Consider the following 12380-nt stretch of genomic DNA (forward strand, 5'->3'; position numbering starts at 1 on the left):
CCGGTTCACACGGTCTGGGTGGGCACGCCGTTCCCAGGTAGCGCTGGGCCTGCTCAGCCGTGTCCGTTCCGGTCCGGGCCGTCGAGCATGGAGTCATGTCCAACACATGGTTCGTCACTGGCACCTCCCGGGGCATCGGCCTCGAGCTCGTCCGGCAGCTGCTGTCGCAGGGGCACGATGTCGCGGCCACGTCCCGCTCCGCCGAACGCCTCATCGCCGCTCTCGACGACGTCGACCGCACGCGGCTGCTGCCGATCGAGCTCGACCTCACCGACGAGGAGGCCGTCACCGCCGCGATCGCCGCGACCGCCGACCGTTTCGGCGGGATCGACGTCGTGGTCAACAACGCCGGCTACGGGTTCCTCGGCGCGGTCGAGGAGACCAGCAGCGCCGAGGTCCAGCGCATGTTCGAGGTGCAGATCTTCGGCGTCTGGAACGTGTTGCGTGCCGTGCTGCCCGGCATGCGGTCCGCCCGGCGCGGACATGTCGTCAACGTGTCGTCGATCCTCGGCCTGACCGCGTTCCCCGGGTGGGGGCTGTACTGCGCCGGCAAGTTCGCCCTGGAGGGGCTCTCCGAGTCGCTCGCGGCCGAGGTCGCCGAGTTCGGCATCAGGGTCTCGCTGGTCGAGCCCGGCTACACGCGGACCGACTTCCTGCGTCCGGTCTCGCTCGGGTTGCCCGCGTCGACCGTGGACGGCTACCGCGCGATCCGGGAGATGACCACGGCACACCTCGCGATGCCGGGCACCCAGCTCGGCGACCCGGCCAAGGTGGCGGCGGCCGTCATCGCGATCGTCTCGACCAGCGCGTCGCCACTGCACCAGGTGCTCGGCTCCGATTCGTACGGGCTGGCGAAGGCTCGTGTGGAGTCGCTGCTCAGCGATGTGGAGGCGGGGCGTGACCTGGCGCTGACGACGGACGTCAGCCTGGGATGAGGCTCGACGACCGGTCACCGGCGGTGCTCGGCAACGGGTTCGCCGAGCCCGCGCTGCTCGGCCGCCGGAGGCCTGTCATCGGTGAGCTGCCGTGCCAGCCGCCCACCTTCGACGTCGACGTCCGGCAGGATCCTGTCGAGCCACCTCGGCAGCCACCATGCTGACCGGCCGAGCAGCGACAGCGCCGCCGGGACGATGGTCATCCGGACCAGGAGGGCGTCGACCGCCACTCCGAACGCGAGGGCGAACCCGAGCGACTTGATGATGATGTCGTCGGCGAGGACGAAGCCGGCGAAGACGCTCGTCATGATCAGCGCCGCGGCGGTGACGACCCGGGCGCCGTGTCTCATGCCGGAGACGATGGCCTCGTTCGCGGTGGCCCCGTGCACGAACTCCTCCCGGGCCCGGATGATCAGGAAGACCTCGTAGTCCATGGCGAGGCCGAACAGGATGCCGATCAGGAAGATCGGGATGAAGCTGACGATCGGGCCGGCCGAGTCGATGCCGACCAGCCCGGTGAGGTGGCCCTGCTGGAAGATGAAGACCAGGGCGCCGAACGAGGCGGCCACCGACAGCAGGAAGCCCAGCGTCGCCTTGATCGGCACCAGGATGCTGCGGAACACCACCAGCAGCAGCAGAAACGCCAGGCTGACCACGACGGCGAGGTACGGCAGCAGCGCGCCGTTGATCTTCTCCGACACGTCGATGTCGACCGCGGTCCGGCCGGTGACGGCCAGGGTCGCGCCGCCGGTGGCCGCGGTGAAGCTCGTCTGCCGGTCGCGGATGTCGTGCACGAGCCTCCTGGTCTCCTCGCTGAGGGGACCGCTCTGCGGAATGACGGTGAGAGTGGCGGTGTCTCCCTCCGGGTTCGGCTTCGCCGCGGTGACGAGCACCACGCCCCCGAGATCGGAGAGGAGCTCGCGCGCCTGTTCGGCCGCGGCCGGCGCCTCACCGGCGGCGGCCGCGACCACGACGAGCAGGGGGCCGTTGATGCCGGCCCCGAAACCTTCGGACAGTTGGTCGTACGCCTTGCGCTGGGTGGACCCGGCCGACGCGGTGCTGTCGTCCGGCAGCGCCAGGTTCAGGTCGAGTCCGGGGATCGCGACGACGCCGGCCGCTACCACCGACAGGATCAGTGCGGGCACACGATGCCTGACCACAGTGCGGGCCCAGCGCTCGCCCGCCGGAGTCCCGGCGGGCCGGCCGGTGCCGCGGCGCTGGGCCCGGGGCAGGACCTTGCGGCCGGCGAAGCCGAGCAGGGCGGGCAGCAGGGACAGGCTGATCACCACAGCCGCCGCGACGGTGCCGGCCGCGGCGACGCCCATGGCGGCCAGGAACGGGATCCCGACCACGGCGAGCGCGGTGAGGGCGATGATGACGGTCAGGCCGGCGAAGACGACGGCGGAACCGGCGGCGCCCACGGCCCGGCCGGCCGCTTCCTCACCACTGTGGCCGATCGTGAGCTCGTGCCGGTAGCGCGACAGGACGAACAGCGCGTAGTCGATGCCGACGGCCAGGCCGAGCATGACGGCCAGGTCGGCGGTGTTCGAGGTCAGATCGAGGAAGCCGGTGGCGATCTGGATGCCGAGCAGGCCGACGGCGACACCGATGAGGGCGGTCAGCACCGGCAGACCCGCGGCGACGAGCGAACCGAAGGTGATCAGCAGGACGACGGCGGCCACAGCGAGGCCGATGGCCTCGGTGGAATCGCCGGCCTCGGCCCGCTCGGTGACCTCCCCGGAGTACTCGACGCCGAGACCGGCCCGTCGTGCGGTGTCACCGGCGGCGAGCAACACCGCACGGGAGTCGGCGCTCACCTCGGTCGCCGTCACCCCATAGGAGACGTCGGCGTAGGCCGTTCTCCCGTCCGGTGCGATCGTCCCGCTCTCGTAGGGGTCGGCGACCGTCGTGACCTGGGGCGCATTGCGGAGGGCGACGATCGTGGCCTGCACGGCGGCCCGCTGGTCCGGGCCGGCCGGCGTGGCGTCGCCGGAGGCGGTGAACACCACCTTCGCCGAGGCGGTGTCCGCGCCCTCGCGGAACTCGTCCGCCACCACCTCCAGCGCCCGCAACGACTCGGTGCCGGGAATGGCCAGCTCGTCACTGGTCGGGCCGGACAGCTGGGCGGCCCCCAGGCCGAGCAGGCCCAGGATCATCACCCACACGACGACCGTCAGCCGCCGCCGTCGGAACGAGAACCGTCCCAGTCGATACAAAAGGGTTGCCACGAAGATCCTCCTCGATCGGGCGGCCCCGGTTCCGGGGCGGTTCCACGATCGCGGTCGGCATCGGGGTGCGTCGTCCTGCCGGCGCGGGCGTCCGGGTACCGCGGACGCGGTACCTTCCCGACGTCGGGTACGGCGGAAGCAGGTCGATGGAAACGGCCTGCCGCACTACCGTCGTGATCATGTTTGCGGCATTCAGCCGGTGGAGGCTCCCGCACCTCGGCCGTCACCGTGACCCACTGGGCGACGTGGTGCTGGCGGCAGCCGGGGCCGCGCTGCTGCTCTACCTGGGCCCGGCGCCGGCGCACGGTGGTACGGCGTCGCTGGCGGTGGCGTGCGCTGTGCTGATCCTGATGCGCCGCCGGTACCCGGTGCCGGTTCTGCTGGCCGGCACCGCCGTCTTCGTGCTCACCACCGTACTGAGCCGGCCCCCGGACGGGATGTTCCTCCTCGCCGGTGTGCTGACCTACTCCGCCGCGCTGTACAGCCCACGTCGCCGGCCCTGGTTCCATGCCATGGTCATGTGGGGTGCACTCATGGTCACCGGCTCGGTGGTGTACGGCATCGACTGGTGGAACACCGACCAGCTCACGACGTTCGCGATCGCCTTCGGAGGCGCCGCGGCGGGCGACTCGGTACGGATGCGGCGGGCGTACATCGCCGAGGTGACCGAACGGGCCAGGCAGGCGGAGTCGAGCCGCGAGGAGGAGGCGGGCCGTCGGGTGATGGACGAGCGGCTGCGCATCGCCCGGGAACTGCACGATGTCGTCGCCCACCACATCACGGTGATCAGCGTGCACGCCGGTGCCGCCGATCATGTGCTGCGCAACGAGCCGGACCGGGTGTGGCCGGTGCTCGGGCACATCCGTACCGCCGCGGACACCGTCCTGGAGGAGATCAAGTCGGTGATCAGTGTGCTGCGCGACCCGGACGAGATTCGCAGCACCGAACCGGCACCCGGCGTGGAACGCCTGCCAGACCTGCTGGCCGGGCTCCGCGCCATGGGCTTCGCCGTACAGCACGGGCAGCACGGCCTGCCCCGGTCACTGCCCGCCGTGGTGAGCCTGGCCGCCTACCGCATCGCGCAGGAAGCGCTGACCAACGCTCACCGCTACGGTGACGGAGAAGCCACCCTCGACCTCGAATACACCGCCGACAGCGTGTGCATCGAGGTCACCAACCGCATCGCCGCGGCCGGCGGCCACCAGCCCGGCTCCGGCTTCGGGCTGCTCGGCATGCGGGAACGAGCCGCGGCCGCCCATGGCACGATCAGGTCCGGTCCGGTCGCCGGCGATGTGTTCCGTGTCCACGCCGAGCTACCCACCGACGAGTCCGCGATCAACCGCCTCAACGCCCCGACCCCGAGGGAAACGTGACGTGAGCATCCGCGTTCTGCTCGCCGACGACCAGGCACTCATCCGCGCGGGGTTCCGAATGATCATCGACGCGGAGCCGGGTCTGGAGGTCGTCGGTGAGGCAGCCGACGGCCGTGAGGCCGTCGACCTGTGCCACAGCGGCCGGGTCGACGTCGTCCTGATGGACATCCGGATGCCACACATGGACGGCATCGAGGCGACCCGGCGCATCGGCGCGGACGAGCGCCTCGCCGGTGTGCGGGTGCTGATCCTCACCACGTTCGACAACGACGACAACTTCATCTACGCCTTGCAGGCCGGAGCGAGCGGCTTCCTGGGCAAGAACGTGGCGCCCGGCGATCTGGTCAACGCCATCCGGGTGGTCGCCGCCGGCGAGGCGCTGCTGTCACCGCGGGCCACCAGCGGTCTGATCAGCCGGCTGATCCACCACGTTCCGACGCCCGCCACGGATGTGCCGGAGTTGGTGCTGGTCACCGCCCGGGAGAAGGAGATCCTGCTGCTGGTGGCACACGGCCTGTCCAACGACGACATCGCCGAGCGGCTCTACCTGTCTCCCTTGACGGTCAAGACCCACATCAACCGTACGATGATCAAGTTGAACGCCCGTGATCGAGCCCAACTGGTGGTCTTCGCCTACCAGCACCGCCTGGTCAGGCCCGGAGACGACCTGCCCGCACTCTGAGGCTTCGTCGCCCTGCGAGGTCGTCCCGGTCTTCCGTGCCCGTCCGCTTCTCACCGGGGTGTGAGGTCGATAGCGTGGGGCGATGCCAGTGAACGATGTCGATGCGGCCGAGAAGTGGCTCGACTCCTGGGTGTCGCAGGTGGACGCCCGGGCACAGCGCACCGTCGAGTTGTCCCGGCGGGTCGCGGCGCTGACCGGGTCGGCGGAAGCACGCGACGGAGCGATCCGGGTGCGGGTCGGCTCGGCCGGGCAGGTGGAGTCGCTCGAACTGGACGACCGCGTGCACGAGATCTCCGGCCCGCAGCTCGCCCGCGAGATCATGGCGGCGATCCGGCGGGCGCAGTCCGCGCTGTCGGCGAAGGTCGCCGATCAGGTGCGGGACACGATCGGTGCGGACAGCGAGGCCGGGCGGGCCGTCATCGACTCGTTCGAGACCAGGTTCCCGGCGCCGGACCGGCGGTGAGTGCCGGCATGCAATTCCCGGCCGAGGCGGTACGGCAGCACGCGACCACCGTCGGCGAGACAGCCGAGCAGGTGGCCCTGGCCAGGTCGGCGGTGCGCGAGGTGAGCATGGACCGGCAGGCGTACGGGGAGATCTGCCAGTTCCTGCCCGGCCTCCTGGATCCGCTGTTCGAGGGCGCCATGGACGTCCTGAGCATGGCGGTCGACGCACTGTCGGAGACCGCCTACGAGTTGCGTGCCACGGCCGAGACGATCGAGGCGACCGACGCCGACAGCGCGGGCCGGATCATCGGGGTCCAGCGGTCATGACCAACCCGCTGGTCGCCCAGGCCGACGGCTCGACCACCTGGTCGACCGGTCTGGGCCTGGTCGAGGACGCCCACCAGATCAGCGACGGGATCCGCAACGGCAGCTGGGTCGACGTCACCCTCGGCGGGGTGACCGGAAGCCTGGACACCCTGGCGGTGGCGGTGGATCCGCTCGGCTCGCTGTTCGCCTGGGGCGTCGGCTGGCTGCTGGAACACGTCCAGCCGCTCAGGGACGCCCTGGACCGCCTGGCCGGCAGCCCGGACGAGATCGCCGCGCACGCGGCCACCTGGCGCAACGTCTCGGCCGCCGCCGCAGAGACCCGTCAGCGGTACGCGGCCGCGGTCGGCACCCAGACCGCCGACTGGCTCGGCGCCTCCGGTGACGCCTATCGCGCCCACGCCGCCCAGCAGCTCGCGGCACTCGACGGGATGGCGGAGGCCACCAGCGCCATCTCGTACGCGGTGGAGGGCGCCGGGCTACTCGTCGGGCTGGTCCGGGAGATCGTCCGCGACCTGATCGCCCAGTTCGTAGCGACGCTGGCCGTGCGTCTGCCGCAGTGGCTGGCCGCCGAGGGGATCACGCTGGGCCTGGCCACGCCGGTGGTCGCCGGTCAGGTCGCCACCCTGGTCTCCCAGTGGGCCGACCGGATCCAGCACTTCATCCGGGCCCTCCTGAACAGTCTCCGAACCTTGACCGGCAGACTGGCCGACCTAACCGGCATCCTGACCCGCCTCAAACAACTCCTCGGACGGCCCGCGGCCCCGGAGTTCTTCAGCAAGAGCCCGGTCCGCACCAACCGGGAAGTTCTCGAGAGCGGCCCGGGAACCCCGATGACGGTCGACAACGTCCACGCCACCGCCGAGCGTGTGGACGTGGATTTGAATGATGTGGACGTCGTCATAGTCGACGATCCGGAGGAGATCCGGTATCTGGATCACATGGAAGCGGGCGCCTGCACGCCGCCGGAGCTCAACGGCAGGCAGATTCGTCTGGGGCCGGCGAGTTTCGCGGACAATGAGACGCTGGCAGCCACCATCGCGCACGAGTACACCCATGTCCGGCAGCAACGCGCGGGCGAGCATTATCACCGGGTGCTTCGTGAGTTGGAGGACGAGGCCTACGACAGTGAGATTCCAGCGATGGAGCGCTACCGGGAGAGTGCGCCGTGACAGTCATGCAATTTCTTGTCACTGAGGTGTTCGACATCGCCGCACGGGGTGGACTCGTCGCGGTCGGGATGGCTCAACCCGGTGATTTCGTCGGCATCCCGCGCTTGTATGACGAAGCGACCGGACACCGGATCCGGGTTCTCGGGGTGGATCATCCGACGCCCCGAACGCGTCGAACCGGTGAGACGATCCTCGTGATCGATCGCGCTGACGCCGACTACGTCGCGGCCGGACGCCGGTGGACCGCGGCCGCTCCGCCAGGCGTCTCTTGACGTCATGCCGGGAAGGTCACCGGTAGGACGTCGGGGCCGTGGGTGCCGAGGGCCGGCCGCCACCGGACCTCGCCGGTGATCGCCGGGGGGCCCAGGCGGTGGGTCAGGATGGGCAGGGCCTCCTCCAACTGGGCGTGGGCCAGCGCCGACCCCAGGCAGTAGTGCGGTCCCGCGCCGAATTGGAGCAGCGGTGCCTCGTGGGCTGCCGTGATGTCGAAGGAACGGCCGCCGGGGTAGGCGCGCGGGTCTCGTTGCGCGGTCTGCACGGCCACCGTCACGAAGGATCCCGTGGTGATCGGCAGGTCCCGGAACGTGAAGTCCTCGACCGCGCGGCGGAACACGCTCGCGGCTGACGGCCGCCAGCGCATCGCCTCGTCGACGGCGCGGCCGGTCAGGTCGGGGCGGTCGCGCAGCAGTGTCCACTGGGCCGGGTGCTCGGCGAACGACACCAGCGTGTTCGCGATCTGGGCGCGGGTGTTGTCGTGCGCGCCGAAGACCAGCGTGACCAGCAGGTTGCGCAGTTCCTCGCGGGTGACCGTCCGATCGTCACGCCAGGCGGCGACCATCCGGGAGACCAGGTCGTCGGCCGGGCGCCGGGCCTTCTCGTCGATGAGCGTGTCGATGTAGCCGTCCAGCCCTTCGACGGCCCGTTCGACGCGTGCGGCCGTGGAGCCGTCGGCGGCCAGGGAGAAGATCAGGCCGATGTCGCTGGACCAGGCGCTGAAGACGTCGTGGTCGGCGGCGGGGAGCCCGAGCAGCTCACTCATCACCGCGAGCGGCAGCCGGTCGGCGAAGGCCGCCACGAACTCGGTCTCGCCGGTGCCGCTGATCCCGTCGGTCAGCGCCTCGGTCGTCGCCCGCATGAACGGGCGTAGCAGGTCGACCGTGCGGGGCGTGAAGGCACGCGCGACCAGGCCACGGAGCCGGCGGTGGTCGGCACCGTCCCGGTTGACGATCATCGGGACCCACCAGTCGTACACCGGGCCCGCGGTGATGCCGTTGCGTTGCAGGTAGCCGTCGCCGCCGTGGTCGAGGCGACGGTCGCGGAGCAGCTCCTGCGCCTCCGCGTGGCGTAGCACGAGCAGACCGACCGGGGTGTCGGCGCACCATCCGGCGTCCTGAGCGGCGAGGACCTCCGGGGCGGTGAAGTCGAAATCGGCTGCGATGACGTCGAGGAACGGCATTCACCGAGTGTGCCGTGCCGGTCGTCAAGAGCGGAATGCCGGAAGAGTCGGTACGTATCGGCGAACGTCGAACGTTCGGAGGAGATCCGCCCCACATCGGGACCGCTAGTGTCTGGCCCGTGACGCGGAACGGGCTGGGGCTGACGACCTATGTAGGGGCCACCGCCGCGGTCGCCACGCTCGGAGCCGTCTGGTGCGTGGCCTTCCTGACCGTCGGTGCGGGTATCGAAGCGGTTGCCTACGTCTTCGTGCCGATAGGCGGCGCGACGGCGGCCGCGGCCGTCCGGCACTGGATGAGGGACACCAGCAATTCCGGAAAGGACACCCGCCGGCCGGTACCGGACACTCGTCCCCAGGCCGAGGGCCATCGCCATCGGGTCGGGGTGACCCGGCACCAGGCCGAGCAGGTCCCGACCCCGGCGACCGGGGTGGACCCGATCGCCCGGCGGTTCTGGCGGTCCGTCCTGGTGGCCGTCGTCCTGATCACCGTCGGTTATGCCTGGCTGGCCGTGGACATGCTCACCCACGCCGACCAGGCCCGGACCCGCAGCATGCCGGCGCCGGCCGCGGCCTGCACGGCCCTCGGGTTCCTGATCGCCTTCGTGGCGCTGGCGCGGGTGCCGGTCGTGGTCTCCGGCGCCGACCGGTGGCGGATCGCCCTGGATCGCACGATCGCCTTCCTCGGCTGCGCGACCGTGCTCTGGTATGCCGGGCTGGCGCCGATGCTGTCCGCCCGTGAGCCGTGGAGCCGGCAGGCGATGCTGCTGGTCGGGCTCGGTCTGCTGGTCGCGGTCGGGGCGGCGACGAAGGTGTCCTACGTCGACGGCGGGCCGGTCGACCGGGTGGCGATGCGGCTGGTCGCGGCCGCCGGTGGCGTTCCGGCGGCACTGGTCTCGGTGCTCGCGGCGCAGTTCGGCTACATCGCGGCCATCCCGGCGCAGGCCGTCGTGATGCCGCTGGCCCCGGTGCTGATCACGCTCGGTGTCGTGGCGCAGAGCCGCGCCGATCGGCGACCGCCCCGGGATCCGGCGCGCCACGGTGCGCTCCTGCCGTACCTCGTCATGATCTTGATTGATGTGCCCTTGGTCGCGGTGGCCTTCGGCGCGCCGCTGCGCTGGCCGATCCGGGTGGTGCTGATCGCCGCGGTCGTGGTGACCGCCCTGGTCATGGTCCGGCAGTATCTCGCCTCCCTGGAGAACGCCCGGCTGCTGCGCAACGCGCGGCTCCAGGAGGAGCGCCTCCAGCACGACGCCGGCCACGACGGCCTGACCGGGCTGGCCAACCGGGCGCTGTTCCGGGAGCGGCTCACCGCCGCGCTCGCCGCGAACGGCCCGACAACGGTCCTGCTGATCGACCTGGATGACTTCAAGACCGTCAACGACCTACTGGGACACGGCGTCGGCGACAGGCTTCTGGTCTCGGTGGCGAGGCTGCTGCGGGCCGAGGCGGGAGACGATCATCTGGTGGTACGGGTGGGAGGCGACGAATTCGCGGTGCTCCTGACCGGGGCGGCCGCCGTACCCGAGGAACTGGCCCGGCGGCTGACGGACGCGTTCGCACAGCCGATCAGCGAGCACCGGCTGCTGGTGCAGGCCAGCATCGGTATCGCCGCCGCCTCGCCCGGCGCCACCGTCGACTCGGTGCTGAGAGACGCCGACGTCGCCGTGTTCATGGCCAAGCAGCGGGGCAAGGCCGGTTTCGTACGCTATGTGGACGGTATGGCGGAGCCCGTCCTGGCGCACATGCAACTCGGCGGCGAGCTGCGGCAGGCCCTGGACAACGACGAGTTCCGGGTGGTCTACCAGCCGATCGTGCGGCTCGACTGCAACCGGGTGATCGGCGTGGAGGCCCTGGTCAGGTGGCATCATCCGACTCGTGGCCTGGTCAGCCCGGCAGATTTCATCCCGGCCGCCGAACGAACCGGCCTGATCGTGCCGCTGGGCCGTTTCGTGTTGCGCGAGACGTGCCGTCAGGCGGTCGCGTGGCTGGCCGAGTTCGGGCCGGACGGGCTGCAGGAGGCCGGGCTCAACGTGTCGGCCCGGCAGCTGCACGACCCCGACTTCGTGTCCGATGTGGCCGCCGCGCTCGCCGACACCGGACTGCCCTGCGAACGGCTGGTCCTCGAGGTCACCGAGTCGGCGGTGCTGCGTGGCCCGCAGGTGTCCCGGGCACTGTACGAGCTCGACCGGATGGGCATCCGCCTCGCCCTCGACGACTTCGGCACCGGTGAGTCGTCGTTGAGCCTGCTGCGTGCCTTCCCCGCGGCGATCCTCAAGCTGGACAAGTCGTTCGTCGACGGCATCGAGATCGACGACGGGCAGCCGGCCGCCGCGGACGCCCGCAAGGCGGTGGCCCGCGCGGTGATCCAGCTCGCGCACGCGCTCGGCCTCGACACGGTGGCCGAGGGCATCGAGAGCTCCGAGCAGGTGGCCGCGCTGCTCGACCTCGGCTACACCGTCGGCCAGGGCTTCCACCTGGGCCAGCCGATGACCGCCGACGGCGTGGCCCGGCTGCTGGCCCTCCAGCGGGGCAGCTCACCGCCGGCCGAGGGCGCCCGTGGGATCAGCCGTGCCCGGGACGCCTCCGCGGGCCGGGCCGGCATCTGACGATCGCCCGGCGCCGAAGACCACCGCACGGCTCGCCGTACGCCTGCGGCCGCAGTCACCGGCCGTCGGGGGGCAGCCGGGGCCGGGCGGCTGAGACGACCGGTCAGGCGGCCCGCCAACGGGTGAGGACGTCGTCGATGCCGGCGCGGATGCGGGCCCGGGCCTCGTCCCGAGGGACACCGGACATCAGCAGGTCGTCGTAGGGGGTGTCCTCGTGCCGGATCGAGGCGATCACGGCGCGGGTCACCGCATCCGGGTCGAGAGCCCGGCCGGCGGCGCTGCGGCCGACCCGGCCGCTGCCCCGGATGCTGGTGTGGCGGCTGATCTCGTCGGCGCGTGACGGCGGGCAGCCGGGGAACATCGCGGTGATCTGCTCGGCCAACAGCTGCTGGAACGTCTCGTCGGCGGCCTCGCGGCGAACCCGGTCACGGTCGCGACGGCGGGCCCGGGCCTCCTCGTCGGACAGGCACTGCTCCTCGGCCCGGTCGACGGCGGCCCGCTCGACGAGCAGGCCCTGGCGCTCGTGCCGGCGGCGGGATCGGTTGAACCGGACGACGACGGCGGACAGCCGGCTGGCCGCCTTGGCGCGGCGGGTGAGGGCCGCGTCGCCGGACGGCAGGAACACCAGGTGGTCGAGGTCGGCGCAGGCGAGACAGACCGGGCCGGCGTCCTCCATGATCAGCAGGTCGCCGTCGGTCGCGGCGCAGAGGGCGCAGGTGAAGGCCTCGGCCGGCAGCACGACGACGAGGTCCGGCGCTCTGTTCTGCCGGGTGGTGATGCGTTCCCGCTGGCTGTCGGTCAGGTCGGCGGACATCCAGTGGGTCCGGTACGCCGCCTCGCGCTCCGGGTCGCCGTCGGCGGTGAACCGCAGCGGCCGCCGGTCACGCGCCGCCGCGACGTAGTCGATCTCGCTGGGCCGCAGACCCCGCCCGTCGACCCAGCGGCGGAACACCTCGAGCGCGTCGGTGAGGCGGCCGGGGGACACCGCGGCGATGGACTCGAGGTCGGGCGCGCGGCCCTGCCGCCAGTCGGTGACCCGGCCGGGCGGCAGCCAGCCCATCGCGGTCAGCACGTCGACCGGGCTCACCTGACGCTGCCGGGCCAGAGCCTGCTCCGCGGCGGCGATCACCCGTCGCTCCAGCTTCGTGGCGCCCTGCATG

11 protein-coding genes are annotated in these 12380 nt (G+C 71.5%); 8 read left to right on the top strand and 3 right to left on the bottom strand.

What is annotated here, in order from left to right; genetic code table 11:
- Window positions 1-95 precede the first annotated feature (95 nt).
- Window positions 96-935 carry an SDR family NAD(P)-dependent oxidoreductase gene (locus tag ACQPZW_RS06810; protein WP_433793973.1) on the top strand — a complete coding sequence of 280 codons (840 nt, stop codon included), beginning with the start codon at window positions 96-98 and terminating at the stop codon, window positions 933-935.
- Window positions 936-949: 14 nt separating this feature from the next.
- On the opposite strand, the gene ACQPZW_RS06815 is transcribed toward ACQPZW_RS06810, so the two are convergent.
- Window positions 950-3163 carry an MMPL family transporter gene (locus ACQPZW_RS06815; RefSeq protein ID WP_433793974.1) on the bottom strand — a complete coding sequence of 738 codons (2214 nt, stop codon included), beginning with the start codon at window positions 3161-3163 and terminating at the stop codon, window positions 950-952.
- A gap of 179 nt (window positions 3164-3342) precedes the next feature.
- Between ACQPZW_RS06815 and ACQPZW_RS06820 the strand changes: the two genes are divergently transcribed.
- The 6 genes from ACQPZW_RS06820 to ACQPZW_RS06845 all read left to right on the top strand — a co-directional run bounded on the left by ACQPZW_RS06820 (window position 3343) and on the right by ACQPZW_RS06845 (window position 7430).
- Window positions 3343-4536 carry a sensor histidine kinase gene (locus ACQPZW_RS06820; RefSeq protein ID WP_433793975.1) on the top strand — a complete coding sequence of 398 codons (1194 nt, stop codon included), beginning with the start codon at window positions 3343-3345 and terminating at the stop codon, window positions 4534-4536.
- 1 nt (window position 4537) lies between these two features.
- Window positions 4538-5218, top strand: a complete 681-nt coding sequence (locus ACQPZW_RS06825) for a response regulator (RefSeq protein WP_433793976.1) — start codon at window positions 4538-4540, stop codon at window positions 5216-5218.
- An 82-nt stretch (window positions 5219-5300) separates the two neighbouring features.
- The gene (locus ACQPZW_RS06830; protein WP_433793977.1) at window positions 5301-5681 is read left to right on the top strand and encodes a YbaB/EbfC family nucleoid-associated protein; all 381 of its coding nucleotides are present in this window, start codon (window positions 5301-5303) and stop codon (window positions 5679-5681) included.
- 8 nt (window positions 5682-5689) lie between these two features.
- On the top strand, window positions 5690-5989 hold the full coding sequence (locus ACQPZW_RS06835; protein ID WP_433793978.1) for a type VII secretion target: 300 nt from the start codon (window positions 5690-5692) through the stop codon (window positions 5987-5989).
- A complete protein-coding gene (locus ACQPZW_RS06840) occupies window positions 5986-7158 on the top strand; it encodes an eCIS core domain-containing protein (RefSeq protein WP_433793979.1) in 1173 nt (390 codons plus the stop codon). Before ACQPZW_RS06835 ends, ACQPZW_RS06840 begins: the two co-directional genes overlap by 4 nt.
- Before the next feature lie 5 nt (window positions 7159-7163).
- The gene (locus ACQPZW_RS06845) at window positions 7164-7430 is read left to right on the top strand and encodes a hypothetical protein (RefSeq protein ID WP_433797456.1); all 267 of its coding nucleotides are present in this window, start codon (window positions 7164-7166) and stop codon (window positions 7428-7430) included.
- A 2-nt stretch (window positions 7431-7432) separates the two neighbouring features.
- On the opposite strand, the gene ACQPZW_RS06850 is transcribed toward ACQPZW_RS06845, so the two are convergent.
- Window positions 7433-8614 carry a cytochrome P450 gene (locus ACQPZW_RS06850; RefSeq protein WP_433793980.1) on the bottom strand — a complete coding sequence of 394 codons (1182 nt, stop codon included), beginning with the start codon at window positions 8612-8614 and terminating at the stop codon, window positions 7433-7435.
- A 119-nt stretch (window positions 8615-8733) separates the two neighbouring features.
- Between ACQPZW_RS06850 and ACQPZW_RS06855 the strand changes: the two genes are divergently transcribed.
- Window positions 8734-11220, top strand: coding sequence for a putative bifunctional diguanylate cyclase/phosphodiesterase (locus tag ACQPZW_RS06855; protein WP_433793981.1), 2487 nt, complete (start codon window positions 8734-8736; stop codon window positions 11218-11220).
- A gap of 103 nt (window positions 11221-11323) precedes the next feature.
- Here ACQPZW_RS06855 and ACQPZW_RS06860 read toward each other — a convergent pair whose 3' ends face one another.
- Window positions 11324-12379 carry a DUF2293 domain-containing protein gene (locus tag ACQPZW_RS06860; protein WP_433793982.1) on the bottom strand — a complete coding sequence of 352 codons (1056 nt, stop codon included), beginning with the start codon at window positions 12377-12379 and terminating at the stop codon, window positions 11324-11326.
- Between the last annotated feature and the right edge of the window lies 1 nt (window position 12380).

It is taken from the genome of Actinoplanes sp. CA-252034 (genome assembly GCF_050956125.1).
Lineage (GTDB): Bacteria > Actinomycetota > Actinomycetes > Mycobacteriales > Micromonosporaceae > Actinoplanes.